Origin of the sequence: Citricoccus sp. I39-566 (assembly GCF_031432995.1) — a bacterium.
Lineage (GTDB): Bacteria > Actinomycetota > Actinomycetes > Actinomycetales > Micrococcaceae > Citricoccus > Citricoccus nitrophenolicus_A.
In genome coordinates this window covers 931147-957997 of record NZ_CP133842.1, presented here as the reverse complement: position 1 = coordinate 957997, position 26851 = coordinate 931147, and the positions used below count along the sequence as shown (strand labels likewise).

General features: G+C 70.3%; 24 protein-coding genes, 5 pseudogenes and 2 riboswitches. Of the genes and pseudogenes, 4 read left to right on the top strand and 25 right to left on the bottom strand.

The window, feature by feature from the left end:
* Positions 1 to 216: 216 nt before the first annotated feature.
* The 3 genes and pseudogenes from RE421_RS16795 to RE421_RS04515 form a co-directional block, all read left to right on the top strand.
* Positions 217 to 1782: pseudogene (locus tag RE421_RS16795) on the top strand (YhgE/Pip domain-containing protein); the annotation flags it as partial.
* Between the two features lie 361 nt (positions 1783 to 2143).
* A pseudogene (locus tag RE421_RS16790) lies at positions 2144 to 2458 on the top strand (YhgE/Pip domain-containing protein); the annotation flags it as partial.
* The gene (locus tag RE421_RS04515) at positions 2451 to 3263 is read left to right on the top strand and encodes a YhgE/Pip family protein (RefSeq protein WP_309815002.1); all 813 of its coding nucleotides are present in this window, start codon (positions 2451 to 2453) and stop codon (positions 3261 to 3263) included. The pseudogene RE421_RS16790 and the gene RE421_RS04515, both read left to right, overlap by 8 nt.
* A gap of 313 nt (positions 3264 to 3576) precedes the next feature.
* On the opposite strand, the gene RE421_RS04510 is transcribed toward RE421_RS04515, so the two are convergent.
* Together RE421_RS04510 and RE421_RS04505 are read right to left on the bottom strand one after the other, a co-directional pair.
* The gene (locus RE421_RS04510; RefSeq protein ID WP_309814999.1) at positions 3577 to 3954 is read right to left on the bottom strand and encodes a hypothetical protein; all 378 of its coding nucleotides are present in this window, start codon (positions 3952 to 3954) and stop codon (positions 3577 to 3579) included.
* Between the two features lie 125 nt (positions 3955 to 4079).
* Positions 4080 to 4511, bottom strand: coding sequence for an Hsp20/alpha crystallin family protein (locus tag RE421_RS04505; RefSeq protein WP_309814996.1), 432 nt, complete (start codon positions 4509 to 4511; stop codon positions 4080 to 4082).
* Positions 4512 to 4651: 140 nt separating this feature from the next.
* Between RE421_RS04505 and RE421_RS04500 the strand changes: the two genes are divergently transcribed.
* Entirely contained in the window at positions 4652 to 4942 is a 291-nt protein-coding gene (locus RE421_RS04500; protein WP_309814994.1) for a MerR family transcriptional regulator, read from the top strand.
* Here the strand turns inward: RE421_RS04500 and RE421_RS04495 are convergent.
* The 23 genes and pseudogenes from RE421_RS04495 to thiM all read right to left on the bottom strand — a co-directional run bounded on the left by RE421_RS04495 (position 4926) and on the right by thiM (position 26729).
* Entirely contained in the window at positions 4926 to 5024 is a 99-nt protein-coding gene (locus RE421_RS04495) for a hypothetical protein (protein ID WP_309814989.1), read from the bottom strand. The genes RE421_RS04500 and RE421_RS04495 overlap by 17 nt on opposite strands.
* A complete protein-coding gene (locus tag RE421_RS04490; RefSeq protein ID WP_309814986.1) occupies positions 4991 to 5146 on the bottom strand; it encodes a hypothetical protein in 156 nt (51 codons plus the stop codon). The genes RE421_RS04495 and RE421_RS04490 overlap by 34 nt, the downstream gene beginning before the upstream one ends.
* Positions 5147 to 5354: 208 nt before the next feature.
* Positions 5355 to 6048, bottom strand: a pseudogene (locus tag RE421_RS04485) (IS1595 family transposase); the annotation flags it as partial.
* 262 nt (positions 6049 to 6310) lie between these two features.
* Positions 6311 to 6897 (bottom strand): annotated as a pseudogene (gene epsC / locus RE421_RS04480) (serine O-acetyltransferase EpsC).
* A gap of 71 nt (positions 6898 to 6968) precedes the next feature.
* The gene (gene cysK, locus RE421_RS04475) at positions 6969 to 7904 is read right to left on the bottom strand and encodes a cysteine synthase A (protein WP_309814984.1); all 936 of its coding nucleotides are present in this window, start codon (positions 7902 to 7904) and stop codon (positions 6969 to 6971) included.
* A gap of 90 nt (positions 7905 to 7994) precedes the next feature.
* Positions 7995 to 8327: a ferredoxin gene (gene fdxA, locus RE421_RS04470; RefSeq protein ID WP_309814975.1), complete on the bottom strand. Its 333-nt coding sequence runs from the start codon at positions 8325 to 8327 to the stop codon at positions 7995 to 7997.
* Positions 8328 to 8459: 132 nt separating this feature from the next.
* A complete protein-coding gene (locus tag RE421_RS04465; RefSeq protein ID WP_309814972.1) occupies positions 8460 to 9545 on the bottom strand; it encodes a methionine synthase in 1086 nt (361 codons plus the stop codon).
* On the bottom strand, positions 9542 to 10564 hold the full coding sequence (locus RE421_RS04460; protein ID WP_309817082.1) for a DUF1852 domain-containing protein: 1023 nt from the start codon (positions 10562 to 10564) through the stop codon (positions 9542 to 9544). Before RE421_RS04460 ends, RE421_RS04465 begins: the two co-directional genes overlap by 4 nt.
* Positions 10565 to 10659: 95 nt before the next feature.
* A pseudogene (locus RE421_RS04455) lies at positions 10660 to 11878 on the bottom strand (cystathionine gamma-synthase); the annotation flags it as partial.
* A 1-nt stretch (position 11879) separates the two neighbouring features.
* Positions 11880 to 13184 (bottom strand): PLP-dependent transferase, encoded by a 1305-nt coding sequence (locus RE421_RS04450; RefSeq protein WP_309814966.1) that lies wholly within the window; start codon positions 13182 to 13184, stop codon positions 11880 to 11882.
* 5 nt (positions 13185 to 13189) lie between these two features.
* A riboswitch (SAM riboswitch) is annotated at positions 13190 to 13302 on the bottom strand.
* 265 nt (positions 13303 to 13567) lie between these two features.
* Positions 13568 to 15004, bottom strand: coding sequence for an FAD-dependent oxidoreductase (locus RE421_RS04445; protein ID WP_309814963.1), 1437 nt, complete (start codon positions 15002 to 15004; stop codon positions 13568 to 13570).
* Entirely contained in the window at positions 14997 to 16238 is a 1242-nt protein-coding gene (gene cobA / locus RE421_RS04440) for a uroporphyrinogen-III C-methyltransferase (RefSeq protein ID WP_309814960.1), read from the bottom strand. Before cobA ends, RE421_RS04445 begins: the two co-directional genes overlap by 8 nt.
* Positions 16235 to 17194, bottom strand: coding sequence for an ABC transporter permease (locus RE421_RS04435; RefSeq protein WP_396134577.1), 960 nt, complete (start codon positions 17192 to 17194; stop codon positions 16235 to 16237). The genes cobA and RE421_RS04435 overlap by 4 nt, the downstream gene beginning before the upstream one ends.
* Positions 17184 to 17909 carry an ABC transporter ATP-binding protein gene (locus RE421_RS04430; protein WP_309814954.1) on the bottom strand — a complete coding sequence of 242 codons (726 nt, stop codon included), beginning with the start codon at positions 17907 to 17909 and terminating at the stop codon, positions 17184 to 17186. The genes RE421_RS04435 and RE421_RS04430 overlap by 11 nt, the downstream gene beginning before the upstream one ends.
* A gap of 22 nt (positions 17910 to 17931) precedes the next feature.
* The gene (locus RE421_RS04425; RefSeq protein WP_309814952.1) at positions 17932 to 19119 is read right to left on the bottom strand and encodes an ABC transporter substrate-binding protein; all 1188 of its coding nucleotides are present in this window, start codon (positions 19117 to 19119) and stop codon (positions 17932 to 17934) included.
* Complete coding sequence (locus tag RE421_RS04420) at positions 19116 to 20459, bottom strand: GTP-binding protein (RefSeq protein WP_309814948.1); 1344 nt, start codon at positions 20457 to 20459, stop codon at positions 19116 to 19118. The genes RE421_RS04425 and RE421_RS04420 overlap by 4 nt, the downstream gene beginning before the upstream one ends.
* Positions 20459 to 21394, bottom strand: a complete 936-nt coding sequence (gene cysD / locus RE421_RS04415) for a sulfate adenylyltransferase subunit CysD (RefSeq protein ID WP_309814945.1) — start codon at positions 21392 to 21394, stop codon at positions 20459 to 20461. Before cysD ends, RE421_RS04420 begins: the two co-directional genes overlap by 1 nt.
* An 85-nt stretch (positions 21395 to 21479) precedes the next feature.
* Complete coding sequence (locus RE421_RS04410; protein ID WP_309814942.1) at positions 21480 to 22208, bottom strand: phosphoadenylyl-sulfate reductase; 729 nt, start codon at positions 22206 to 22208, stop codon at positions 21480 to 21482.
* Positions 22205 to 23932, bottom strand: a complete 1728-nt coding sequence (locus tag RE421_RS04405; RefSeq protein WP_309814939.1) for a nitrite/sulfite reductase — start codon at positions 23930 to 23932, stop codon at positions 22205 to 22207. The genes RE421_RS04410 and RE421_RS04405 overlap by 4 nt, the downstream gene beginning before the upstream one ends.
* 108 nt (positions 23933 to 24040) lie before the next feature.
* A complete protein-coding gene (locus RE421_RS04400) occupies positions 24041 to 24757 on the bottom strand; it encodes a CbiX/SirB N-terminal domain-containing protein (protein ID WP_309814937.1) in 717 nt (238 codons plus the stop codon).
* A gap of 29 nt (positions 24758 to 24786) precedes the next feature.
* Entirely contained in the window at positions 24787 to 24966 is a 180-nt protein-coding gene (locus RE421_RS04395; protein WP_309814935.1) for a hypothetical protein, read from the bottom strand.
* Between the two features lie 249 nt (positions 24967 to 25215).
* Positions 25216 to 25893, bottom strand: a complete 678-nt coding sequence (locus RE421_RS04390; protein WP_309814933.1) for a thiamine phosphate synthase — start codon at positions 25891 to 25893, stop codon at positions 25216 to 25218.
* Entirely contained in the window at positions 25890 to 26729 is an 840-nt protein-coding gene (gene thiM / locus RE421_RS04385) for a hydroxyethylthiazole kinase (protein ID WP_309814930.1), read from the bottom strand. The genes RE421_RS04390 and thiM overlap by 4 nt, the downstream gene beginning before the upstream one ends.
* Positions 26720 to 26813: riboswitch (TPP riboswitch) on the bottom strand. Its footprint overlaps the gene before it by 10 nt.
* Positions 26814 to 26851 lie beyond the last annotated feature (38 nt).

The window sequence follows — 26851 nt, the reverse complement described above, 5'->3', positions numbered from 1 at the left end:
GCAGCGCCAGGACCGGCCACATCTGTCGGCAGGCCGCTCCTGGGCGCCCCTCATCGACGCCGTCACGGCGATCCTGGACGAGGGCGCGGACCCGCACTCCCCGAACACCCCGCTGAACGTCGCGGATGTCGCCCGCCGCGGGCGGGCAGCCGACCCACGTTCTACAAGTACTTCCGGGACGTCCCCACCCTGGTCCGCGCGGCCGCGCTGCAGCGCATGGAGGCCACCTTCGAGCGGGTGCCGACGGTGGAGCTCGGGGACACCTGGACCGTGTTCGCGCGGGACACCTTCCAGACCCTGCTCACGGACCTGGCCGCCCACCGCCGCTTCTACCTCTCCGCCATCGCGCTCAACCCCGCGGACGTGGCCAGCGACTTCGTCCGCTACATCTCCCACCGCCTGCTCGCCTACTCCCCCTCGGCCCGGTCATCCATCGGCGCAAAGGCCCGGACACCGCCGCCGAGCGCGCGGAGTTCCTGGCCGCGGGCACGGTCTGGCTGGTGCAGCAGTGGCTCGCCGCCTCCGCAGACCCCCTGGCGGAGGTCCCGGACATGGTCGACCGCCTCTCGGCCCTGCTCCTGTCCAGCTCGGGTGCCACGGAGCAGGAGATCGCCGCGGTCCGCTCGGCCTCACCAGCAACCACCACCGTCGCCACACACCCCGGCACGACGCCGGCCGGCGCCTCCCGGAAAGGATCGCCTGATGGCCCAGCACCGGAAGAATCCGCCCACCTATCGACTCCGGAACGGCCGGACCGCACCGGCTCCCTTCGGAGGACGGCCCGCGCACCGTCATACCGCTCCTCACGCCGCTCAACCCGCTGCCCAGCCCGCAGCCCAGCACGGTGAGGCCCCCGATGCCATCGGAGCCTCCGCGCCGCAGCAGGCGGCGGTGCAGAAGTCGGCGCTCCAGCGCTACGGCGCCATGGCCTGGTTCGGGGTGATCCTGCTGGCCCTGGCCATCATTCCGTCCCTGTACTCCGGGCTGCTCACCGGCGCCAACATGGACCCGACGGGCAACCTCGACACGGTTCCGGCCGCCGTCGTGAACCTGGATGAGCCGGCCGAATCCCGGGGCGAGGCCATCCACCTGGGCGAGGACCTGACCGAGGAACTGGTGCACCCGGACGGGGACACGGACAACCTGGACTGGCGTCCCCTGGGTGCGGCCGAGGCGCGGACCGCCCTGGAGGCCGGGGACGTGATGGCCGTGCTGACCATCCCGGAGCACTTCTCTGCGCACGCGGCCGGTCTGTCCACGGGTGAGGCGGAGGACGCGGCGCAGTCCACCCTGCGGATGCAGACCAATGACGGCGCGAACATCATCATGGGCACCATCGCCAGGACCATCGGCGAGACCGCGTCCAGCACGGTGGCCGAGGGCATCGGCGAAGAGTACGTGAAGAACGTGCTGCTGGGCTTCACCGAGGTCCACCACGGCATGCAGGAGGCCGCCGACGGCGCCGGACAGGTCGCCGAGGGCTCGCAGGATGCCGAGAGCGGCGCCGGCGACCTGGTCGTGGGGATCGACCAGCTGGCGGATGGCTCCGTCACCCTGGACCACGGGGCCCAGCAGCTGGCGGAGGGCGCCGCGGCGGCCAACGCCGGCAGCCAGGACCTGGCCCGGGGCGCCTCCTCCGTGGACGACGGCGCGCAACAACTGAGCACGGGGCTGGGCCAGATGCGGTCGCAGACCGAGTCCCTGCCCAGCCAGACCCAGACCCTGGCGGACGGGGCCGGGAAGGTGGCGGCCGGCGTCGGACAATTGGACCAGGGCGTCACCGCCCTCGAAGACACCGCAGGCACCCTCTCGGGCGGTGCCGGGCAGTTCGCGTCCGGTCTGGACGAGGCCGTGGCCGGTGCACTCCAGCTGCGGGACAGTGCCAGCGCGGTCGTGACCGGTGTGCAGCAGGTACAGGGTGATGCCGGCACGCTCCAGGAGCGGATCGCGAACCTCCGGGCCGCCGGCGATTCGATGACCGATGAGCAGCGACAGGCCGCCCTCGCGGAGCTGGCGGACGGAGCGGCACAGGTCACCGCGGGTGCCGAGCAGGCCGCTGCCGGGGCGTCCACGGTGAACGAGGGGCGGCGGGATCGTCGGGGACTCCTCCTCCGGCACGGGGCTGACCGGCCTGCGCGACCGCGTGGACAAGATCGCCTCCGCAGCCTCCACGGGCGCCGCCACGGTCTCCGAGGTGGCGGACAAGATCCACACGCTCTCGGACGGCGCCGGACAGGTGGCCGCGGGCGCGCAGACGTTGGCGGACAGCTCCGGCACGCTGACGGACGGGATCTCCACGGCGGCCACCGGCGCGCAGACCCTGGCCGATGGCACCTCGCAGCTCAGCGACGGCGCAGGCCAGCTGGCCGCGCAGATGCCGGCACTGGCCTCCGGGGCGCAGGAGCTGGCCGCGGGCAGTTCCGAGCTGTCCTCCGGACTGGCCACCGCCGATGACGGTTCGCGCGAGCTGGCCTCCGGCCTGGGGGCTCTCCGATGGTTCCGGCCAGCTGTTCGCGTCCCTGCGGGACGGCACGGCGGACGTGCCGAGCTACACGGACGAGGACGCCTCCACCCTCGGCGCCGTGGCCGCGCTGCCGGTGAGCGCAGACCTGGAGCGCACCCACGAGGTCCCCTCCTACGGCTACGGCCTGGCCCCGTACTTCATGGCCCTTGCCCTGTGGGTCGGGGCACTGGGGTACTTCCTGATGCGCCCGCCCGTGCGTGAGGCCATGATCACCGAGGGCAAGCCCCTGTGGCGTGTGATGCTGCGCTCGGCGGCATTGCCCGCACTGATGGGCGTGGTGCAGTCCCTGGTGATGGTCTCGGTGCTCGTGTTCGGCTTGCACATGGCACCGGCGAACGCCTGGGGGCTGGCCGGATTCGCCGTGCTGACCTCGGTGACCTTCATGGCCATCAACCAGGGACTGGTCGCGCTGCTGGGACCGCCCGGACGCTTCTTCGCCCTGATGCTGATCGTGCTACAACTCTCCGCCGCAGGCGGCACCTACCCCGTCCAGACCGCACCGGCATTCTTCCAGGCGATCCACCCCTGGCTGCCGATGACCTACGCCGTGGAGTCCTTCCGGTCCCTCATCGCCGGCGGATCCATCGGCGTGGGACACGGGATCACGGTGATGCTGATCTGGATGGGGGTTGCGGTGGCGATGCTGGCGGTGGCCGTGACGCTCAAGGGCATCAGGGCGCGTCAGGCAGCCTCTGGATCGGACCGGTCCGAGGGGCGGACTGCAGTGGTCACGGCGTAACCCGAAACCCGACGCCAGCGGTCCGGTGGTGGCCTGGGGCGCGGGCCATCGATGCGCACGGCTCCGGCTCCTTCACCAGGACGATGACGCCACGGAACGGCTCCGGTCCACGGTCTCGAAGACCCGTGGCGCCGTGCTGATCTCCTCGCCCTGCCTCGGAACCTGTCAGCTGGCGAGCGTCGCCGCCGTGGGATACCGCGACGGGCCCAGTGGACAGGCGGGCCCATGGTGTGGCTCTCCGGGTTTGACGACGAGACGCGATTCCAGGCGTTCCGGGAGTGGGGGTGGGAGGCCCACCAGTCATCCGGAGATATCAGGCACCCTGCCCGAAGATGAACTCCTCGGCGTGCCGGATGGCCTTGGTGAACGCCTGGTTCCGCAGGGTCACCCGCTCCCGGTCCACCCCACTCGTTGGCTCGGCGTACTGCGTCGGCCCGGGATGCAGGATCCAGATGTCGCCATGCGGGGGCAGGTAGAACACCCCAAAGGACCTGCGCTCGGAGTCGTCGGACCACATCGGCACCACGGCCACGGCGGCACCGGTATCGGCGTTGATCCACTGCGCTCGCGGCATGGGCGGCTCCAGCACCTCGGGATCGAGGAACGGGGCAGTGCCCTTGCCCCAGCGCTCCTCGAACCGCTCGTAGAACGCGGGCAGCAGGGAGTGGTTGTACGGACGCCATGAACTCATACCGGTCTCCTCGACTGAGAGGCTTCGGACAGGGGCCGGACGCCCACGCCCCCGAGGGTTGGAACGCGAGCGTCCGCCCGCGGGGGCCCGGAGCCACGCCCCGGGCCCCGCGATGAGGGAAGCTCCTAGGAGCCGGACTCCACGAGCTGCCTCTGGTCGCCGGTTGCCTCGACCTGGATCCGCCGTGGCTTGGCGTGCTCCGCCACGGGGATCCGCACCGTCAGGACGCCGGACTCGTAGCCGGCCGTGATCGCGCCGGTGTCGAGTTGCTCGCCCAGGACGACCTGACGGCTGAAGATGCCCCTCGGCTGCTCGGAGGCCAGCATCTCGGCACCCTCCGGGGCCCGCGGCGACCGCTCGGCCCGAACGGTCAGGGCGTTGCCTTCGATCCCGAGGTCGATGGAGTCCGCCTCGACCCCGGGCAGGTCGAACGCGATGACGAACTGGTCGCCCTCCCGCCAGGCCTCCAAGGGCATGGCCGCCGGCCGGGAACGGGTTCCCAGCACCTGCTCGGCAAGTCGGTCAAGTTCGCGGAATGGATCGGTACGCATCAGCATGAATGCTCACTCCCAACAGATGATCGGTCTGAATCTCCTGGTGCCAGCCTTGCAGATCTCAACTGGCTGGTACATATTTATATAACTCACGAAGCCAAGGTCCGCAAGAGTGAGTTTTCAGGCGGGCAGGGAGGTTCCGCATGGCGGCGAGCAAGGACAACCAGGGCGTCTACAGCATCTCGGTGACCGCCCGGATGGTGGGGATGGAGCAGCACAACCTGCGCCAGTACGAGAGCCGCGGGCTGCTCGAACCCGACCGGACCTCGGGCGGCACCCGTCTCTACAGCGACCGGGACGTCGCCGTACTCCGGCGCATCGGGGAACTGCTGGCCGAAGGCCTGAACCTGGCCGGCGTTCGCCTGGTCCTGCAGCTCGAGGCCCGCAACCGACAGCTCAGGCGGCAGATGGACCGCCTCAAGGACCAGACGTAGCGTCGACGCGGCGGGCATCGCCATCCACCGTCACGGCCGCCACGCGGGTCAGAGCCTCGGCAGTCCCGGGTACGGCGAGCACGGCGGGGATCCCCACCTCGCGGGCGACGATGGCCGCGTGGGACAGCACCCACCAGTCTCGGTCACCACGGCCGCGGCGATCGTGAACAGGGGCGTCCAGGCCGGATCTGTCTCGCGGCACACGAGCACGTCACCCGGGCGGACGGCTGCGAAGTCCCCGGGGCCGCGGACCACCTGGACCCGGTCGGTGGCCGCCCCCGGACTCGCCGGCACTCCCACCAGCACCTGCCCGACGCCGGTCCGTTCCGGCCCCGCTGTCACCTCCGGGAGGGTGGTGACGGGACGGGCCTGAAGGATTTAGATGGTGCCGTCCGCGAGCACCCACTCGATGTCCCGGGGACCGCCCAGCACGGAGGACACCTTCCGGCCCGGTGAACATCACCCCGGCCTGGGGTGCCGGGACGCGGTCCAGGTTCCGATAGGTGACCGGGGCCGCGTTCACGACGCGTTGGAGCAGCCGCATGAACACCAAACCCCGGTTACGGCTGTGACGCCGGTTGAAGCGAAATACGAACTCATCAAGATACTCCGACAGGGGCTCAATGCTGCCGCCACCCTGGTAGGTCCCATCGAGAAGGCGCTTGACCTGGGCAAAGAGACGATGGACCGCCGGCAGCGACTCATGGGCAGGCCGACCCGAGGCGCTGACGTTGAACGGCCCATGGGTATACCCGGTCAGGGCGCGCGGGTATGACTGCCACCCATCGGCGGCGACGATCGACCCGGCCTCCACGTTCGCCCTGACAAAAGCCCCCAGTGAAGCGGCTGAGGCCTCGGGGATCACGGCCAGTCGGGCTCGGCCCCATCCACGGGACCGGCCCTCGATCACACCGGCGGCCAGCGTCTTGCCCGCCGATCCCCCGACCGTGATGGGCACCGCATCCGGGCCACCGGAATCCCTCCGACCAGCGCAACCAGTCCAAGTAGTCCAGGCACGCTGCCTCGGTCGGAAACCAGGCCCGCAGCTGGGCAAGATCAGCCGGATAGTCCCCACCCGCGGGCAGGTCCCTCGAAGCCCGGTACAGCGATGGGCTGGACCATGACTCACACCCCTCTACGGTGTAGTCCATGCCCCCGGCTGTTGGCGCAGCGCGGGGGCCTTACGTCAGGTCAGGCTAGCCCCTCCCATTGGCATTCAAATGGATACCCCTCCTGCACCAAAGCCAGCGGCGCTCCTCACATGCACGGAATCCCACACACGGGTGGCCGCAAGCGGCCGACTGCTTGACCTGGTCCGCCGGAACAGCGGCGGACCAGAACGCCGGCCCTGGCGGGCCCCGGTCGGGGTCAGATCCACAGGGCGGGGTCCACGTACCCGCCGGGTCCACCGCCGCCTGGTGCTCCCGGGGGCCCGGGGGCGCCAGGTGGCGGGGATCCCGGTGGCGATGATGGCGTCGGCGGGGGTGTCCTTGACGACCACCGCATTGGCCCCCACGGAGGACCCCTTCCCGATCTCCACCGGGCCGAGGACCTTCGCCCCGGCGCCGACCACCACGCCGTCGCGCAGCGTGGGGTGACGCTTGACCTGTTCCAGCGAACGGCCGCCGAGGGTGACGCCGTGGTAGAGCATCACGTCGTCGCCGATCTCGGCGGTCTCGCCGATCGACCACGCCCATGCCGTGGTCGATGAAGAAGCGCCGGCCGATCGTGGCGCCGGGGTGGATCTCGATCCCGGTCAGCGTGCGGGTGGCCTGGGACAGGATGCGGGCCGGGGTCTTGAGCCTCTCGACCTGCCACATCCGGTGGGTCAGCCGGTGCGCCCAGATGGCGTGCAGCCCCGAATAGACCACCGCCACCTCCACATCGCCGCGCGCGGCCGGGTCATGGGCCCGGGCATTGGCGATGTCTTCCTTCAGTCGGGACAGGAAACCCACGAGAGGCCTTTCGAGCGGATGGCTCCGGATGGGATCCGGGATGGCCGGGAGGGGAGAGGAAGACCGGTCGGTCAGCCGCGGATGTCCTCGAAGAGCACGGTGGAGATGTAGCGCTCACCGAAATCGCAGACCACGGCGACGATGAGCTTGTCCCGGTTCTCCTCCTTCTTCGCCTGCTCGAGGGCGGCAGCCACGATGGAGCCGGAGGAGATGCCGCCGAGGATGCCCTCCCGGGTGCCGAGGGCACGCGCGGTGGCGACGGATTCCTCGAGACTGGCCGTATAGACCTCGGAGTAGATCTCCCGGTCCAGGATCTCCGGGATGAAGTTCGCGCCGATGCCCTGGATCTTGTGGGGACCGGGCTTGCCGCCGGAGAGGATGGGGGAGTCGGCCGGCTCCACGGCGACCATCTTGACCTCCGGCTTCTGCTCCTTGAGGTAGCGGCCGGCACCGGTGATGGTGCCGCCGGTCCCGATCCCGGAGACGAAGATGTCCACGGCGCCCTCGCTGGCGTCCCAGATCTCCGGTCCGGTGGTCTCGTAGTGGGCCTTGACGTTGGCCGCATTGGCGAACTGGCGGGCCCACACGGCGTTGTCCGTCTCCTCGACGATCTGCTGGGCCTTCTCCAGGGCGCCCCGCATGCCGTCCGCGCCGGAGGTCAGCACGATCTCGGCTCCGTAGGCGCGCAGCATCACGCGGCGTTCGTTGGACATGGTCTCCGGCATGGTCAGGATGACCTTGTAGCCGCGGGCCGCCCCGACCATGGCCAAGGCAATTCCGGTGTTGCCGGAGGTGCCCTCCACGATGGTGCCCCCGGGCCGCAGCTCACCGGACGCCTCGGCGGCATCAACGATGGAGCGGCCGATGCGGTCCTTGACGGAGTTGGCCGGATTGTAGAACTCGACCTTGACGGCGACCTTGCCGGGAAGCCCCTCGGTCAGCTGGTTGAGCATGACCAGCGGGGTGTTGCCGACGGCTTCGGTGATGTTGTTGAGAATAGTGGCCAAGACGGTGTTCCTTCCAGAAACGATGGGCGTGGGCAGGCAGGGAGAAGGCCGGGAAAACAGTGCTAACGACAGCCTAGAACAGGTCGATGGTCAGGGATTGGCTGGTTGAGGTTGCGGCGGTAGGGCGGCCACCAGCGGGTGGTCTTTGCTGATCAGACCCATCCGGGCGGCGCCGCCCGGGGAACCGAGATCGTCGAAGAACTCCACGTTGGCCTTGTAGTAGTCGGCCCATTCCTCCGGAGTGTCATCCTCGTAGTAGATCGCCTCGACGGGGCACACGGGTTCGCAGGCACCGCAGTCGACGCACTCGTCGGGGTGGATGTATAGGGATCGCTCTCCCTCGTAGATGCAGTCCACGGGGCATTCCTCGATGCAGGCCTTGTCCTTGAGGTCCACACAAGGTAAGGCAATGACGTAGGTCACGGGAAATCGTCCACCTTCCAGGGGTTTGTTGGTTTGGGGCTCTTGGCGCTCCAGCGCTTCGGACAGTGGGCTTGGGCGGCGGTTTAGTCCCGTCCGCCCCCGAGGCCGCTAACGCGGACGATTCACTCGGCGTCAGGCGGTCTCACCGCCGGGTCTCGAACGCCCTTGCTGGCCGTCACATCGAGGTGGCGTTCCGGAGAGTTCCGCTCGGATGATCTGAGCACCCGCAGCGAGCGCGTTCATCTTGTCTTGCGCGACCTGTCGGGCCAGCGGCGCCATGCCGCAGTTCGTGCTCGGATACAGTTTGTCCGCATCGACGAACCGGAGCGCCTCCCGGAGGGTGTCGGCCACCTGCTCCGGGGTTTCGATCGCGTCGTTGGCGACGTCTATGGCCCCGACCATCACCTTCTTGCCTCGGAGGAGCTCGATGAGTTCGACCGGGACGCGGGAGTTGTGGCGTTCGAGGGAGACCATCCCGATCGTCGACTGCTGGAGCAGCGGGAACGACATCTCGTATTGGCGCCACTCCGACCCGAGCGTCGCCTTCCACTTGGTATTGGCCTGGATGCCGTAGCCATAGCAGATATGCACGGCCGTTTCGCAGCGCAATCCCTCGGCCGCGCGTTCCAGTGCAGCCACGCCCCAGTCTTTCAGGTCGTCGAAGAATACGTTGAAGGCGGGCTCATCGAACTGGATGATGTCGACGCCGGCCGCCTCCAGCTCCTTGGCCTCCTGGTTGAGGATCCTCGCGAACTCCCAGGCGAGCTTCTCGCGACTCCTGTAGTGCTGGTCGTAGAGAGTGTCGACCATGGTCATGGGACCGGGGAGCGTCCACTTGATGGGCTGAGAAGTCTGCGCGCGGAGCCACTTCGCGTCCTCGACGAAGACCGATCCCTCACGGCTCACCGCCCCGACGACCGTCGGAACGCTCGCCTCGTAGCGATCACGGATCCGCACCGTCTCACGCCGCTCGAAGTCGACGCCGCTGAGATGCTCGATGAACGTGGTGACGAAGTGCTGACGAGTCCGTTCCCCGTCGCTGACGATGTCGATGCCCGCGTGGCGCTGCTCGTCGACGGCCAGGCACAGCGCATCCCGCTTGCCCTCGCGCAGTTCCTCGCTGTCCAGCTTCCAGGGCGACCACAGCTTCTCCCGCTCCGCGAGCCAGGAGGGCTTGGGCAGGCTGCCGACGATCGAGGTGGGCAACAGTGTGTTCATCGGTGATTCTCCGTGTCTCGTCGAGCCAGTGGGGAGGCAGTCGCGGCCCATTGCTCCAGAACGGTCCAGTGTGGCTTCACGAGGTGCTCCTGCGTGAACTTGCCCTGCGTGCGGGCCAGCTGATTGCGCTCCTCGCGGTCGTAGGTGATCGGCGTCAGCGAGTAGTCGCGATTCTCCAGGTTCGGCCGGTAGATCCGTCCCGCCGTCGAATGGGCGTTGTAGATCTCCGGGCGATAGATCTTCTGGAACGTTTCCATCGTGCTGATCAGACCGATGAGCGACAGACTGGAATGGTCGTTGAGGAGATCGCCCCGGAAATAGAACGCCAAAGGCGCGACCGCGCCGCGGGGCATGAAATAGCGGACCCGCAGTCCCATCTTCTCGAAGTATCGATCAGTCAAGGAGGACTCATCCTGCCGGTACTCGACCCCGAGTATCGGATGCCGGTTCTCGAGCCGGCGATACGTCTTGGTACTTGAAACGCTGATGCAGATCACGGGCGGTTGGGAGAATCGCTCCTTGTAGGCATCGGAGTCGAGGAAGTGCTTGAAGAGTTTCCCGTGCAAGTCGCCGAAGTCGGCGGGGACGCTGAGCCGAGATTCCCTCGCGTGGTGTTCCGGCAGCACCACGCTGAAGTCGTAGTCCCGGACATACGACGAGAAGTTGTTCCCCACGATGCCGTCAATCCGCACATTGGACAGCGTGTCGAGGATCTGCACATCGAGCATCTCGATCACGGGAAAGACCGCGTCGTCAGCCTCAGCGGCGAAGTGCAGGTCGACGGAGACGATCTCGATCTCGACGGCATAGCGGTCTCGGCCCGGATTGTCCCAGTGCGCCAGGTCATTGACGCGACGATCGATCATCGTCAGGGTGTTGCGGAGGTTCTGCTGACGATTCTCGCCGCGGGCCAGATTCGCGAAGTTCGTGGTGCCTCGGGAACTGGACGACGGGGAATACTCCTCATCGAAGCGGGTCGTGCTGATGGCGAACTCGAGTTCGTTCGCCTTGGTCTCCAACGCTCTCCGCTGCTGTTCGTGCCCTGCTCGCCCCGGGGCCGCATGAGCCGACTTCTGATACGCGGGCTGGTCGAAAGACGTCGACTCAAGGCGCCGGACGCAGTCCAGCGCCGCCTCGATGTCAGCCCGTAGGTCGGCGACGTCCTCGACGCCCACGGACAGTCTGACCAGGTCGGTGGGCACCGCCAGGGCGGTGCCGCGCACGGAGGCGTGAGTCATCTCGGAGCAGTAGCAGATCAGGGATTCGACTCCGCCGAGGCTGACGGACAGCGCGAACAGCTCCGTGGACTGGGCGAAGGCCCGGGCCGCGGCCTCTCCCCCGGCCAGCCGGACGGAGACGATCCCGCCGTAGCCGTCCATCTGCCGGGCCGCCAGCTCGTGCCCGGGATGGTCCGGCAGTCCGGGGTAGTAGACCTGCGCGATCTGCGGATGTCCCTGCAGCCACCCGGCCAGCTCGGCGGCGTTCGCGCAGTGCCGGTCCATGCGCAGCCCCAGGGTCTTCAGCCCGCGAGCGGCCAGGTACGTGTCCTGCGGACCTGCCACGGCACCGGCGGCGAACTGCTGGTAGCCGACCGCCTCGGCCAGCGGCTGCCCCCGGAACTCCCGGTCGGCCACCACCACCGCCCCGCCCAGGACGTCAGAGTGCCCGCCGATGTACTTCGTCGTGGAATGCACCACCGCATCCGCCCCCAGGTCCAGGGGCCGCTGCAGGTACGGTGAGGCGAAGGTGTTGTCCACCACCAGCAGGGCCCCGGCCCGGTGGGCGATCTCTGCCCAGGCGGCCAGGTCCGCGATGCCCAGCAGCGGGTTCGACGGGGTCTCCACCCACAGCACCGCGGTAGAGCCGGGGCGGACCGCGTCCGCGACCGCTGCGGGGTCGGTGATGTCCACGGCTGTGTTCTGCACGCCCCAGCCCCCGAGCACGCTGTTGATCAGCCGGTTCGTGCCGCCGTAGCCGTCCCCGCCCAGGACGATGTGGTCCCCGGGCCGCAGTACCGAGCGCAGCAGGGCGTCCTCGGCGGCCAGCCCGGAGGCGAACGCGAAGGCCCGCACCCCATGCTCCAGGGCGGCCAGCTGGGTCTCGAAGCCGTTGCGGGTGGGGTTGGACCCGCGGCTGTACTCGTGCCCGCCGCGCAGCACGTTGATGCCGTCCTGCACGAAGGTGCTGGTCTGGTAGATCGGGGGCACGACCGCCCCGGTCAGCGGATCCGGGTCCTGGCCGGCGTGCACCGCCGCCGTGTTGAAACCCCGGCCGGTGGCCAGAGTGGTGGACTGCGCGGTGTCTGCCGGTGTGGTGTGGTCCAGGATGCTCATCTCAGTGGGTCCTTCCGGTCAGGGCCGAGGCCGGCACGGTGGCCAGTGCGCGGTCGAGGTCGGCGATCAGGTCCTCCGGACACTCCAGGCCGATGGACAGCCGGATCGTGGTCTCGGCGATGCCCGCAGTCCGGCGCTGTCCCGGAGTGAGCCGGCAGTGCGTCATGGTCGCCGGATGACAGACCAGGGATCGCACATCCCCGACATTGGCCACCAGCTGGAACAGCCCCAGCGCGTCGATGAACGGGCCCACGGCCTCAGGGCCCGCGGCCAGGTCGAAGGAGAACACCGATCCCGTCCCCTGCGGGAAGTCCCGCGCGGCCAGGCCCGCGCTGGGATGTCCGGGGATCGCCGGGTGATGAACGCGCACCACGGCGGGGTGCCCGGCCAGGTGCTCGGCCACCTCCCGCGCGCTGGTCCCGTGCCGGGACACGCGGACCGCCAGCGTCTCCAGGCCCTGGATGAACTGGGCGGCGCTGGCCGGGGCCAGGGACGGGCCGAGGTCGTGCAGGAACTTGCTGCGGGCCAGCGCCAGGTACGCACCGCGACCGTGCCGCTCGACCAGTGACCGGCCGCCGTAGCGTGCCTTGGGCCGGGCCAGTTGCGGCCAGCGCTCCGGGGCGGCCCCGAAGTCGAAGGTGCCCCCGTCCACGATCGCCCCGCCGAGGACGGCCCCGTGACCGCCGAGGAACTTCGTCGCCGAGTGCACCACCACGTCGGCGCCGTGCTCCAGCGGCCGGTACAGGGCCGGCGTCGCCAGCGTGCTGTCCACCACCACCGGGACCCCGGCACCGTGGGCGATCTCCGCCAGGACCGGCAGGTCCGGCAGGGTGGCCAGCGGATTGGTGATCGACTCCAGGAAGAAGGCCCGGGTCTCTGGTCGGATCGCCGCGGCCCAGGCCGCCGGGTCGGCCGGGTCGGCGAAGGTGGTCTCGATGCCGAAGTCGGCGAAGGTGTCCGTCAGCAGGTCCACCGTCCCGCCGTACAGCTGGCTGGAGGCGACCAGGTGCCTGCCCCCGTGGAGCAGGGTCAACAGGGACAGGGCCACAGCAGCCTGGCCGGTGGCCGTGCCGATCGCCCCGATCCCGCCCTCCAGCGCCGCCAGACGGTTCTCGAACACGGCCACCGTCGGATTGCCCGTCCGACTGTAGGTGAACCCCGGGGTCTCCAGCCGGAACATCGCCGCGGCCGTGGCGTGGTCCGGGAAGCGGTAGGCCGCCGTCTGATGGATGGGTACGGCCACCGGCCAGTAGGGGCCTTCCGGCTCGTAGCCGGCGTGGACCTGTTCCGTGGCATGGTGATTCATTCGATCCTCCATCGATCCTGGCGGTAGCACCGTGCCCGCCGGTCCCGGTGTCCCGGACTCGGCTGGATGGTTGCTGCGGCGTCGACGAGCCAGATCTCTCGGCCGCTCTGGATGGTGTGGTGCATTCATCCCACCGCACGGACACCGTCGGTGTCCAACCGTGGGGTGGATGGGCCGTCACATTGCCCGATGTCACGACGCATCCGGAACCTCCCGGGCGGTCGACCACCCGATGCCGCCGGAGGCCAGTGCGGGTGGCTTATATGACGGGTTGTGACGGCCGGCCGCGGCAGTCTCCCGGCGGATGCGGACCTGTCCGGTAGCGGGCATGTTCATGACGACACGGTCGCCCGGAACGCGCCGCCAAGCGACCGTCGTGTCGCCTACCGAGCTGCCTCAAGGACCATCGCCTCCCTGGGCACGGACTCCTGACGGGACACCGCGAGCATCACCTCACGCGGCACCACCTTGACGCGCTCGCGGGCCACGGGCCCGGAGCCGGTGGCCTCGGCGCCCAGGGCCAGCTCGTGCTCGTCGAGGGCCAGCCAGCCCTCCCACGTGGTGTAGTCGATGCCGCGGGACTCCAACAGGTTCAGGACCGCCTGCTCGTCCGGGTTCCGTGCGGTCCACAGCTGCGGCTGGTCCTCCAGCAGGCAGCCGATGGTCTCCAGCGCGTCGCCCTTGGTGTGGCCGATCAGGCCCACCGGGCCGCGCTTGATCCAGCCGGAGGCGTACAGCCCGGGCACCGGGGCGCCGTCGGCACCCAGGACGCGGCCGGCGTCGTTGGGGATGACACCCCGGCGCTCGTCATAGGCGAGCCCGGGCACCTCGGAGCCGTGGTAGCCGATGGCGCGGTAGACGGCCTGGACCGGGTAGTCCGTGAACTCGCCGGTGCCCTTGACGTTGCCGGTGCCATCCAGCTCCATGCGCTCCATCCGCAGCCCGGCCACCGCGCCGTCCTCGCCCAGGATCTCCACGGGCTGCTGCAGGAAGTGCAGGTGCAGCCGGCGGGAGGCGCCGGTGTCCTGCTCCTCCACGAGCCAGTTGGTCAGCGTGCCGACCATGGTCTTGATCTGGTTGTTCGAGGTGGCCGCCTCCTCCGAGGCGGCGTCGAACTCGAAGTCCTCCGGGTAGAGCACCAGGTCCACGTCCTTCGAGTGCGCCAGCTCGCGCAGCTCGAGCGGGGTGAACTTCACCTGGGCTGGGCCGCGGCGGCCGAAGACGTGCACGTCCGTGACGGGAGAGGCCTTGAGCCCGGCGTAGACGTTCTCCGGGATCTCCGTCACCAGCAGGTCCTCGGCGTGCTTGGACAGCATCCGCGCCACGTCCAGGGCCACGTTGCCGTTGCCGATCACCGCGACCTCGCGGGCCGTCAGCGGCCACTCGCGCGGCACATCCGGATGGCCGTCATACCAGGAGACGAAGTCGGCGCCACCGAAGGACCCCTGCAGCTCGGCGCCGGGGATGTCCAGTGCGGCGTCCTTGATGGCGCCGGTGGAGAAGACGATGGCGTCATAGTGCTCGCGCAGGTCCTCGAGGTTCAGGTCCCGGCCGAAGTCGACGTTGCCGAGGAAGCGGATGTCCCCGCGGTCCATGACCTTGTGCAGGGCCTTGACGATCCCCTTGATCCGCGGGTGGTCCGGGGCCACCCCGTAGCGGATGAGACCGTAGGGCGCCGGGTAGCGGTCGAAGAGGTCGATGCTCACCTCGAAGTCCCGCTCCGCCTTGGTCAGCAGGTCCGCCGTGTACACGCCGGCCGGACCGGCACCGATGATGGCGAGGCGGAGGGGGCGGTCAGGGGTCGGGACGGTCTCAGTCATAGATGTACTCCTTGGGGACCTCGTGTAGGACGTTGTGTGCAAAGGGGCTGAGCCGGACGACGTCCCCCACGACGATGACGGCCGGGTTCCGCACGTCGGCGCGTTCGGCCTGGGCGGCGATGGTCTCCAGGGTGCCGATGGTCACGCGTTGGTCCGGCATCCATCCACGCTCGACGACGGCCACCGGGGTCTCGGCGCCGAGTCCCCGGGAGCACAGCAGGGCGGCGGTCCGCGCGAGTCGACGGACGCCCATGAGCAGGACGAGGGTGTGGTCCGGCCGCGCCGGCAGCTCGGCCAGTTCCTCGTGGCCGGTCACCACGGTGAACCCGGTGGCCGTGCCCCGGTGCGTGACGGGGATCCCGGCCGCGGCGGGGACCGAGATCGCGCTGGTGACTCCCGGGACCACCTCGACGTCGATCCCGTGGTCCCGGCAGTACCGGGCCTCCTCTCCCCCGCGGCCCAGGACGTAGGGGTCCCCGCCCTTCAGCCGGACGACGAGCTGACCCGAGCGTGCCTCCCGGACGAGGATGGCGTTGATCTCGTCCTGGCCGACCGGGTGATTCCCGGGGGACTTACCGACCTCGATCACCCGGACCTCGGCGTCGAGGTCCTCAAGCAACTCCCGGGGTCCGAGCCGGTCGGCGACGACGACGTCCGCGGTCGCCAGCAGTTGCCTGCCGCGCACGGTGATCAGGCCGCCCTCACCGGGGCCGCCGCCCACCAGGGCCACCCGCCCGCAGGTCTCGAGAGTGCGGCGCCGTCGGCGCAGCGGCAACTGTCCCGTGTCGAGAGCCAGCCGGATGGCGTCCCGGAGCGCCGACGCCCGGCGGGGGTCTCCACCGGCGTTGACGGCGACGGTGACGTCCCCGGCCCGGGTCACGGACGGCGTCCACGCGGCGGAGGCCTCGGCGTCAGAGGCGTTGACACACCAGATGCGCCGGGCATCGGCCTCGGCGGCGACCGCCCGGTCCACCGCATCGATCCCCGTGGCGGTCTGGACGAACCACGCCCCGTCCAGGTCCGTTCCCCGGTACGGGCGGGGCACCCAGGTGAGCAGGCCGCTGCCGGCCAGCCCGGCGACGTCGTCCCCGGCCCGGGGTGCCACCACGGTGACGACGGCGCCGGCGTCCAGCAAGGCACGGGCCCGGCGGCCCGCGACCCGCCCGCCGCCCACGAGCAGCACCGGGCGTCCGAGCAGCCGCAGGGAAACCGGGTAGAGGTCCGGTGCGGTCATCGTGTACTCCCTTCCAGCAAGCCCCGGCGGCGGAGGATCCGCCGTTCCACGGGCCCGAAGACCATCAGTTCGATGAGGATGCCGACCGCCAGGATGGTCAGCACCGCGCTCATCACCATTCCCATGTCCGAGAGGGTGCGCCCCTGGTCCAGCAGCGAGCCCAGCCCATAGCCCAGGGACCCGCCGACGGCGATGATCTCCGCGGCCATCAATGACCGCCATGAGAAGGCCCAGCCTTGCTTGAGGCCGGACACGTAGGCGGGCAGCGCCGCCGGAAGCACCACCAGCAGCGCGGTCTCGGTCCGCGACGCCCCGAGTACCCGCGCCGCTCGGCGGAACTGGGGTGGGACCTGGTCCATTCCGGCGGCGAGGCCGTTGACGATCGACGGGATGGCGCCCATCAGCACCACGAAGTATGCGGTGGCATCGGTGAGGCCGAACCAGATGATCGCCACCGGGACCCAGGCCACCGAGGGCAGCACCTGCAGGCCGGAGATCAGCGGACCGAAGGCGCGCCGCAGCACGGTGAGCTGCCCGAGCAGCAGGCCCAGGACGGTTCCCACGGCCACCGAGATGGCGAAACCGATCACCCCTCGCTGCAGCGAGGTGGACACCGCCTCCTGCACCAGCCCGTTCGTCCAGAGCTCACCGAAGGAGGCGAGGACGTCCAGGGGACCGGGAAACAGGTCGCTGCGCCTCAGGTCGAGGGACACCAGCAGCTGCCAGGCCACGAGCAGGACGAGCACCGCCCCCAGGGGCAGCAGCACCCGGCTCCAGTCCCAGGCCAGCGGACGGCGTCCCCGCGGGGCGTCGGACTGCAGGGTGTCCAGGCCGGCCTCTAGGTCGTGCAGCTCGTCCGTCGCGGTGGCCATCGCGGCAGAGGAGGCAGTAGACGACCCCGGTGATGGGGAAGTCGCGAGCGGACCAGGTCGCAGGGTGGTGGGTTCAGTGGGCATGGCGGCGGATCTCCTCCCGCAGGTGTGTGGTGATCTCCCCGGCCAGGGCGCCCACGGCGGAGGGGTCGTGGCGCACGTCGTCCGGGATCGCCCACTCGTTGACCACGCGTCCTGGGCGCGAGGACATCAGCAGGACGCGCTGGCCCAGCCGGACGGCCTCTCGCACGTTGTGAGTGACGAAGATGATCGAGCAGCCACTCTCGCGCCAGATGCGCTCGAGTTCGGCGTGCAGCAGGTCCCGGGTGATGGCATCGAGCGCGGCGAACGGCTCGTCCATCAGCAACAGCGGTCGGTCCTGGCTCAGGGCCCGGGCCAAGGCCACCCGCTGGCGCATCCCCCCGGACAGCTGGTGCGGCCGGCGGTGTGCGGCGTCGCCGAGCCGGACCATCTCCAGCAGCTCGGTGGCACGGGCGCGGCGCTCGCCGCCTGAGACTCCGCGCAGCCGCAGGGCCAACTCGACGTTGCCGTGGGCGCTGAGCCAGGGGAACAGCGAGGGGTCCTGGAACATGAACGCCGCGCCGTCGGCCGGCACCGTCAGAGCCCCCGACGACGGCGGCTCCAGGCCGGCGATGATGTTCAGCAACGTGGACTTCCCGCAGCCCGAGGCGCCGAGCAGGCAGACGAACTCCCCCCGGGCGAAGCGTGCGCTGACCCCCTCGAGCACGGGCGCGTCGACCCCGAAGCTCTTCCCGAGGTCCTCCAGGACCACCGTCATGACGTTCCCTCTCGCCGCGTGCTCATTCGGTGCCGGATCCGCTGGAGTCGACCTGGTCCCGGTCCCCTTTCTCGGCCAGCACCCGATTCAGAGCCTCGAGGTCGGTCAGCCCGGTGAGGTCGGCCGACTGGGTCAGCCCGACGTCCACGCCGTCCTGCAACAGCTTCGTGTAGGTCCCGGCCAGCGGGTCGGCGGTGAACTCGATGTGCTCCAGCGACCGCTCGATCACGTCCTCGGGCAGGGGTGCCCCGGCGGATTGCTCCAGGGCCTCGTTGATGGCCCCCGGGCGCTCGGCCGCGGGCGTCTTTTCAAGCCAGTCCAGCGCCTCCACGTGGCCGCGCAGCAGTGCCTCCACGGTGTCCGGGTGGGCGTCGGCGAAGTCCCGGTTGACCACCAGGATGGTGGTGGGGAACTGCCCGGGGTCCGGGGTCAGTTCCCCGTCCCACAGCTCGGCCTCGTCCACCAGCACCTCGGCGCCGGCCTCCAGCACCAGCCGGGAGGCCCATGGCTCCGGCAGCCAGGCGCCGTCCAGGCGGTCATCGGCGAAGAGCTGCAGGGTCTGGGCATTCTCGGTGGGGTTGATGCTGACCTCGGCGTCACTGGTGGCCCCGAAGGACAGACCCTGGTCCCGCAGGTACGACCGCAGTGCCACGTCCTGGGTTCCGCCGAGCTGCGGGGTGGCCAGCACAGTCCCTGCCAGGTCGGCGGCTCCGTCGAGGCCCGGCTGCACGACCAGCTGGGCTCCCCCGGAGGCGGCGCCGGCGATGACCACCAAGGCCTCGCCCTTGCTCTGGGCGAAGGAGTTGATCGCCGGGCTGGGCCCGAGGTAGGCGGCGTCGATCGCCCCGGCGTTCAGCGCCTCGATGGCCGAGGGACCCGCGTTGAACACCTCGGTGCGCAGCTGCGTCCGGCCGCCCTCATCCAGGGCCTCGGCGATCAGCCCCTCCTGCACCCCGATCAGCGCCGGCGCGTGGGTGACGTTGCCGAAGTAGCCCAGCCGCAGTTCCTCGGCGGCGGCCGACTCCCCGGCGGCACCGGCGACGTCATCGCCGTTGCCGTTGCCCAGCGCGGCCGCCACGGTGACGCCCGCGCCGCCGAGCAGCACGACGGCGGCTACCGCCGCCAGCACCCGGACGCGGCGCTGCCGCGGCCGGTCCGTTCCCCCTGCGGTGATGCGCACGGTCTGTGGTTCTCCCCGCTGCCCGCTCATGCGCCGGCCCCGTTCTGGACCATGCCAGCGGCCAGGGTGTTCCCGTCTTGGGGGTCGATCACCAGGAAGGCCCCGGTGCGGCGGTGCCGGGCGTAAGGCTCCACCGGCAACGGGGAGGACAGCTTCAGCCGCACCCGGCCGATGTCGTTGAGTTCGAGCGTCTGCGCCGGCTCGGGCCGCAGGCTCTCCAGGTCCAGGCGTCCCTCCACCTCTTGCACGAGGGCCCGGACGGTGGCCGTGCCATGCTTGACCAGCACCCCGGCACCGGACCGCAGCGGCTGCTGGGCCAGCCAGCACACCTCGGCCGAGAGATCCGCGGAGGGCGTTGGGGCGGTGGCCACGGCGGCGATCAGGTCTCCCCGCGCGACGTCGAATTCCTCTGCCAGACGCAGGGACACCGACTGCGGTGCCACGGCTTCCTCGAAGTCCTGCCCAGCCGCGTCGATGCCGACGACGGTGGTGGTCCTGGCCGGCTGTCCCGGAGTGAGGAGGGACACGGTGTCGCCGCGGCGGACGGTGCCGGCGGCGATCTGCCCGGCATACGCCCGGTAGTCGCGGAAGGCCGCCGGGTCCACCCCCGGAGCGAGCGCCCCCTGCGGCCGCACGACCAGCTGGACGGGGAAGCGGAACGAGGCCGCGGAGTCGTCCTGATCGTCCGCGCTCGGCAACGACTCCAACAGCTCCATCAGGGTCGGGCCCGAGTACCAGGGGGTGTGCCCCGAGCGCTCGACCACGTTGTCCCCCCGCAGGGCGGACACCGGGACGCTGACGGCGTCCGCCAGGCCGAGGTCCCCGGCCACGCGGCGCACCGCGGCGGCGATCTCGGTGAAGACATCCTCGGAGTAGTCCACCAGGTCGATCTTGTTGACGGCCACGATGACGTGCGGGACCCGGAGCAGGTGCACCACGCTCAGGTGGCGGCGGGTCTGCTCCAGGACGCCGTGGCGCGCGTCCACCAGCACCACGACGGCATCCGCCGTAGAGGCGCCGGTGACGGTGTTGCGCGTGTACTGGACGTGGCCGGGGCAGTCCGCCAGCACGAAGGTGCGCCGGTCGGTGGCGAAGTATCGGTAGGCGACGTCGATCGTGATGCCCTGCTCGCGTTCCGCCCGCAGGCCGTCCGTCAGCAACGCAAGGTCCAGTCCGCCGTCGTCGCCGCCGAAGCCGCGTTCGGCTGAGGTGCGTGCCACCGCCTCGAGCTGGTCCGCCAGGATGGCCTTGGAGTCGTGCAGCAGGCGGCCGACCAGCGTGGACTTGCCATCGTCCACCGATCCCGCCGTGGCGAGGCGGAACAGGGTTCCAGAGGCGGACCCGTGGTGCTCCAGGAGTGCTGTGGTCATCAGAAGTACCCGTCCTTCTTGCGATCTTCCATGGCCGCCTCGGACAGGCGGTCGTCGGCACGGGTCGCCCCGCGCTCGGTGAGCGTGGACGCCGCGACCTCCAGCACCACGTCCTCCACCGTGGCAGCGTCGGAGAGCACCGCCCCCGTGCAGGACATGTCCCCGACGGTGCGGTACCGTACCGTCCGGATGGAGACCTCCTCGCCCTCCCCGGGCTGGGAGTACTCCCCGACGGCCCGCCACATCCCGTCCCGGTGGAACACCTCACGCTGGTGCGCGTAGTAGATGGAAGGCAGCTCGATGCCCTCGCGGGCGATGTACCGCCAGATCTCCAGCTCGGTCCAGTTGCTGATGGGGAAGGCCCGCACGTGGTGCCCCACCGGGTGGCGGCCGTTGTACAGGTTCCACAGTTCCGGTCGCTGGTTCCGGGGGTTCCACTGGCCGAACTCGTCGCGCAGGCTCAGAATGCGCTCCTTGGCCCGGGCCTTGTCCTCATCCCGCCGGCCGCCGCCGAAGACGGCGTCGAAACGCTGCTCCCGGATGATGTCCAGCAAGGGAGTGGTCTGGAGGGGATTGCGGGTGCCGTCCGCGCGCTCGCGCAGCTCCCCCCGGTCGATGTACTCCTGCACGGAGGCCACCTCCAGGCGCAACCCGAGCCGGTCGACCGTGCGGTCGCGGAACTCTAGGACCTCGGGGAAGTTATGCCCGGTGTCCACATGGACCACCGGAAAGGGCACCCGGCCGGGCCAGAAGGCCTTCGCCGCCAGATGCAGCATCACCACGGAGTCCTTCCCGCCGGAGAAGAGCATGGCGGGACGCTCGAACTCGGCGACCACCTCCCGGATGATGTGGATGGATTCGGCCTCCAGGGTGTCTTGGATGCCGAGGCCGGTGTTGGCACCGGGTCTCGTGTCGGGAAGGCGGGTGAGGGTCATGGGGATTCCTTGCGGGTCAGAGTGGTCGGTCTAGTCCGGCAGTGCCGGGGTGCTCGGAGGAAGAGGAAGGGCCGAGGGGCGCCGGTCAGACGTGGATGCCGCACTCGGTCTTGTCGTCGCCCGCCCAACGCCCCGACCGCGGGTCCTCCCCGGGCGCCACCGGCTTGGTGCAGGGCAGGCAACCGATGGACGGGTAGCCGTGGCGCAGCAGCAGGTTCTCCGGCAGGCCGTGACGCGCGGAGTAGCCGGTGAGGTCCTCGAGACTCCACGTGGCCAAGGGGTTGACCTTGATCAGCCCATGGGCTCCGTCCCAGGTCACCAGGGGGGTGTTCGTGCGGGTGGGAGCCTCGTCCCGGCGCACTCCGGTGAACCACAGCCGGTAACCGCTCAGGACGCGGTTGAGCGGGTCGACCTTCCGCAGCCCGCAGCACAGGCCCGGGTCCCGGGCGAACAGTTCCGGACCGTGGGCAGCATCCTGCTCCGCGATCGTCAGCTCCGGGTACACGTCCACGATGTTCACGTCCAGCCGGCGGCCGACCTCGTCGCGCGTCGCGAGGGTCTCGGTGAAGTGGTAGCCGGTGTCCAGGAACAGCACGTCGACCCTCGGCAGCCGCTCGGTCACCACGTGCGGCAGGACAGCATCGGCCATGGAGCACGCCACGGCCGTGTCGTCCACCGGCACGTGCTTGGCCACCCAGGCGACGACCTCCTCGGCGGGCGCGTCCCAGCCGAGTTCCGCGGCTCCCGACTCCGCCAGGCGCCGCAACCGGTCTTGTTCTTCGGCGGTCCGGACCGGTGCTGCTGGGGTGGTCATCGGAGGGCCTCCTCGTCTGCTCGGTGCGCCCAGTGGGCGAAGGTCTCGCCCTGGTCTCGTTCTTCGTCGTAGCGGCGAACCACCCGGTCGACGTAGTCCACCAGTCCGTCAGCCGTCACCTTCAGGCCGCGCACGGTGCGGCCCAGCCCGGCAGTCTCCCGATCACTGGACGCCAGGCCGCCGCCCAGGTGGACCTGGAATCCGGGGGTCTGGCCGCCGTCGGCGTCCGGCAGCAACTGGCCCTTCAGGCCGATGTCCGCTGTCTGGATCCGTGCGCAGGAGTTCGGGCAGCCGTTGACGTGTAGGGACAGCCGCTCCGGCAACCGGTCCGCCACGTCCGCCAGGCGATCCTCGAGCTCGGCCACGGCACGCGCGGCCGTGTCCTTGGTGTCCACGATGGCCAGCTTGCAGAACTCCAGGCCGGTGCAGGCGATGGTCGAGCGCCGGAAGACCGACGGCGCGCTGTCCAGCCCCAGGTTGGACAGTCCCGCCACCACGTCGTCGACACGGTCCGGGACCACGTCCAGCACCACGAACTTCTGGTGGGGTGTGGCCCGCAGCCGGGTGGAGCCATGGCGTTCCAGCAGGTCGGCCAGGGCGGTCAGCCGCGTGCCGCTCACCCGCCCGACCACCGGCGTGGCCCCGATGTAGAAGTTGCCGTCCTTCTGCTCATGGACGCCCACGTGGTCGCCGGGACGGGTGGGCGGGGCAGGCGGCGGGCCGTCCGGCAGCGCGTAGCCGAGATACTCGTCTTCCAGCACGGTACGGAACCGCTCGGGCCCCCAGTCGTTCAGGAGGTACTTCATGCGTGCCTTGTTGCGCAGCCGGCGGTATCCGTAGTCGCGGAAGATCTGCACCACCCCGAGCCAGACCTCGGCGGCCCGCTCCTCGCTGACGTAGGCCCCGAGCCGATCTGCCAGGCGGGCGCTGGTGGACAGGCCCCCGCCGACCCACAGGTCGTATCCGGGTCCCAACTCGGGATGGACCACACCCACCAGGGAGATGTCATTGATCTCGTGCACCACGTCCTGGGAGGGATGTCCCGTGATGGCCGTCTTGAACTTGCGCGGGAGATTGGCCAGCTCTGGGTCGCCGATGAACCGCTCGGCGATCTCCCTGATGACCGGGGTCGGGTCGATGATCTCATCGGCCGCGATCCCGGCCACGGGCGAACCCAGGATCACCCGGGGCACGTCGCCGCAGGCCTCAGTGGTGGACAACCCGACCGCCTCCAGGCGACGCCAGATCTCCGGGACGTCCTCCACCCGGATCCAGTGCAACTGGATGTTCTGCCGGTCCGTGATGTCAGCGGAGTCGCGGCCGAACTCCGTCGAGATACCACCGATGACGCGCAACTGTTCAGTGGTGAGGGCGCCGCCGTCGATCCGCACGCGAAGCATGAAATAGCGGTCCTCGAGCTCGTGCGGCTCCAGGGTGGCCGTCTTCCCCCCGTCGATCCCCGGCTTGCGCTGGGTGTACAGCCCCCACCAGCGGAAGCGTCCGTGCAAGTCGTCCGAGGGGATCGAGTCGAATCCCTCGAGGGCATAGGTCTGCTCGATTCGCCCACGCACATTGAGGCCGTTGTCCTGTTGCTTGAACTCCTCGTTGTGATTCAGCGGTGCGGTGCCGTCGACCTTCCACTGGCCGTGGGGCTTGACGGCGGGGCGCCGCGAGGGGCGGGCGGCCACGGTGGGCTGCGTGGTGGTCTCGGTCGCCTGTGTCATGCCCCCGACGGTAGGGAGCCCCCCGGAGAACGGACAAACAGCTCATCACACAGGGCAATGTTCGCCCCGTCAGCCCCAGGCCCGGACGTCGAGGTCCGATGCCACCGCTCAGGAGCCGTCGTGTGACGCCGGGTGAAGCACCTCGGCCAATCGGTCGACGGCGCACTCGGCCACCAGGCCCGACGGCAGCAGGGGGCCGGTGACGACGTCTGCGCCGGCCCGGGCGAGCATGGCGTGGAAGAACCCCGGCGCCAGGAGGTAGGAGGCGAGGATCACCCTGCGGCCCCCCTGGGCGCGGGCGTCTCGGACTGCGTCCCGAACGTTCGGCTCCGCCGCCGTACCGAAGGCTGCCGTGACCGGACGCCCGATCTCCTCGCCGAGCCAGGCCGCCAGCTGGACGACCTCCTCGATCCCCCGGGCCACGCGGGTGCCGGCGGACGCCAGGACCACCCGGTCGCCGTCGTCGAGGCCGGCCCGGGCGAGTCTCTCGGCCAGGGCGACGGCCAGCCGCCGGTCCGGCCCGATGGGCGCAGCGGCCAGGGTGCCTGGACGGGAGTCGGCCGCCCGGCGGATGTCGACCTGGGTGTGGTGACCCGTGGACAGCAGTAGGGGCAGCACGACGGCGGGCTCCCCCACAGGCAGGGAAGCCAGCACGTCGTCCAGTCTCGGCCCCTGGACGTCCACGTACGCCTCATGGATCCGGACGTCGATCCCCCGCCGGCGGGAAAGGTCCGCCACCTCCGCGCGGAGGCGGTCGACGGCCCGCTGGCCATCCTGATCGTCCGTCCCGTGGGCGCAGGCCACGACATGCATCGGCTCGTTCATGGCAACACCCTAGTGGGCACTTGGTTGGGTTAGTCCGGTGCCCTGTCTGGACCGAGGGTTCGGCGGATCCCGTGGACATCGTCGAACCGGCCACGGGCACGGTACTGGGCCGGGCCGGGATGGCCTCGGGCGAGGACGTGTGCGAATTCGGGATCGCCGAAGAGCGCTTCGACGTCGAGCTGATCGCAGTTCGGCCGGGTGCTGGTCATGCGGGCTACTCCTTCAAAGGGGATGCTGACACCACCATCGGAAACCGTGCCCCGGGGGCACAGTCAACGCCGCCCTTCGATGTCCTGCCCCATCGCCGAGGATCGGCCTATGCCTCTACGCTCTCAGGACCGCTCGGCGCAGATCGAAGTCCTCCGGCAGTCGTACCTTCTGGTGCAGGAGGACTCCCCGTCCGACCGAGTGGGCCGGTGAGAGCTCCCTCGTCCGCCGCAATCTGAAGACCCGGCGGATCACGACGGACACTGAGCGCCGAACCCCGCCAGCACCTCCCGCACCACAGCACCCGGTTCGGCGGCTGCCATCAGGGCCCGCACCAGCGCGACGCCGGCCACGCCCGTCCCAGCCAGCGCGGCGGCATCCGCGGGGGTGACGTCCCCGATCGCCACGATCGGCAGCCCCGTGGCCGCCACCAACTTCGGATACCCCGCCACGCCCAACGGCGACCTCCCCGAGTCCTTCGTCGGGGTCAGCCGGAACGGCCCGGCGCCGACGTAGTCGATCACCCCGCGCAGCTCCTCCGCGGACCGGACCAGTTTCAGGGTCCCGGTCGTCAGACCGATCACCGCCTCCGGCCCCAGCAGCTCCCGGGCGGCCTCCACCGGCAGGTCGTCCTGCCCGAGGTGCACGCCGTGCACCGCCGCCCCCCGCCGCCGAGCCGCCCACGCCACATCGGCCCGGTCATCAACGAGCACCCGGGTGGCCGGATTGGCCGCGCCTACGGCCTCCGCCACGGCGCACGTCAGCTCGAGCAGCTCGGCCGCGGACGCGTCCTTCGCCCGCACCTGCACGACGCCGGCCCCGGCACCCGCCGCGGCGGCCGCCACCTCCACCGTGCGTCGCCCGGTCCCGGACGTCACGAGGTAGCAGCGCAGGTCCAGCGGCCCTCGCCCCGCGTCAGCAATCGTCACCGCACGACCCCATCTGACCCGTCCAATACGGCCCCCACCGCGTCCAGCGCATCGAGCAGCTCCACCCGGAAGCTCCCCGGCCCGGCGGCCCGCCCGGCGGCGAGCTCCCCGGCCACGTTCAGCCACGTGGTCGCGGCCAGCGCCGCCCGGAACGAATCCACCTCCACCGCGCAGCACGCCGCGGTCAGCGCCCCGAGCAGGCACCCCGTGCCGGTGACCCGGGTGAGCTGGGAGGTGCCGCGCGCCACCAGGGCGCGGCGGCCGGCGTCGAGCACCAGGTCCGTCTGCCCGGAGACGGCGACCGCTCCCCCGGCCCTGCGCACCACCTCCCGGGCCGCGTCCTCGGCGGCCTCCACCGCCGAGACCGAGTCCGCCCCGCGCCCGCCCGCACCGGCACCCACCAGCGCCAGCACCTCGGAGGCGTTGCCGCGCACCACCTCCGGATACGCATCCAGCAACCGCCGCGCCAACGGCGTGCGCACGGGTGCCAGGCCGATCGCGGTGGGGTCGAGCACCCAGGGCCGACCGTCCCGCACGGCCACCTCCACCGTCGCGGGGATCCCCTCCATCGCGTCCGTGCTGAGGGTCCCGAGGTTGACCGCGAGCGCGTCAGCCACGGTGGTCACCACGGGGGCCTCGGCGAGGGTCTCGGTCATCATGGGGCGGGCGCCGGCGGCGAGCAGCCCGTCCGCCACGATCCCCATGGACACGGTGGCGGTGATGCAGTGCACCAGCGGCGCGCGCTCGCGCATCGCACGGATCACCGGCGCGACGGCGGCCAGGTCCGAATCGCGGGCGAGTTCCGGTCCCAGCCGGGTGGGGCAAGAAGAAGTCACGCGGACATCCCTTCGCTAGTTCGAACTAGATCAGGTTCCACGGGTGTGATCTCAGCGCCGGACGGCGCACCCCGTGTCCACGAGTCAGTGTAAGGCAGGGGCACTCCATCCCATCCTCGCGC

Coding starts and splice junctions, on each gene's coding strand:
- RE421_RS04500 (WP_309814994.1), top strand. CDS start 4,652: ATGGCGGCGAGCAAGGACAACCAGGGCGTCTACAGCATCTCGGTGACC.
- RE421_RS04450 (WP_309814966.1), bottom strand. CDS start 13,184: ATGAATCACCATGCCACGGAACAGGTCCACGCCGGCTACGAGCCGGAA.
- cobA (WP_309814960.1), bottom strand. CDS start 16,238: ATGACCGCACCGGACCTCTACCCGGTTTCCCTGCGGCTGCTCGGACGC.
- RE421_RS04505 (WP_309814996.1), bottom strand. CDS start 4,511: ATGCTGATGCGTACCGATCCATTCCGCGAACTTGACCGACTTGCCGAG.
- RE421_RS04465 (WP_309814972.1), bottom strand. CDS start 9,545: ATGAACACACTGTTGCCCACCTCGATCGTCGGCAGCCTGCCCAAGCCC.
- cysD (WP_309814945.1), bottom strand. CDS start 21,394: ATGACCCTCACCCGCCTTCCCGACACGAGACCCGGTGCCAACACCGGC.
- RE421_RS04510 (WP_309814999.1), bottom strand. CDS start 3,954: ATGAGTTCATGGCGTCCGTACAACCACTCCCTGCTGCCCGCGTTCTAC.
- RE421_RS04405 (WP_309814939.1), bottom strand. CDS start 23,932: ATGACACAGGCGACCGAGACCACCACGCAGCCCACCGTGGCCGCCCGC.
- RE421_RS04420 (WP_309814948.1), bottom strand. CDS start 20,459: ATGACCACAGCACTCCTGGAGCACCACGGGTCCGCCTCTGGAACCCTG.
- RE421_RS04410 (WP_309814942.1), bottom strand. CDS start 22,208: ATGACCACCCCAGCAGCACCGGTCCGGACCGCCGAAGAACAAGACCGG.
- RE421_RS04515 (WP_309815002.1), top strand. CDS start 2,451: ATGACGGTTCGCGCGAGCTGGCCTCCGGCCTGGGGGCTCTCCGATGGT.
- RE421_RS04430 (WP_309814954.1), bottom strand. CDS start 17,909: ATGACGGTGGTCCTGGAGGACCTCGGGAAGAGCTTCGGGGTCGACGCG.
- RE421_RS04435 (WP_396134577.1), bottom strand. CDS start 17,194: ATGCCCACTGAACCCACCACCCTGCGACCTGGTCCGCTCGCGACTTCC.
- RE421_RS04425 (WP_309814952.1), bottom strand. CDS start 19,119: ATGAGCGGGCAGCGGGGAGAACCACAGACCGTGCGCATCACCGCAGGG.
- RE421_RS04400 (WP_309814937.1), bottom strand. CDS start 24,757: ATGAACGAGCCGATGCATGTCGTGGCCTGCGCCCACGGGACGGACGAT.
- RE421_RS04395 (WP_309814935.1), bottom strand. CDS start 24,966: ATGACCAGCACCCGGCCGAACTGCGATCAGCTCGACGTCGAAGCGCTC.
- RE421_RS04445 (WP_309814963.1), bottom strand. CDS start 15,004: ATGACTGAGACCGTCCCGACCCCTGACCGCCCCCTCCGCCTCGCCATC.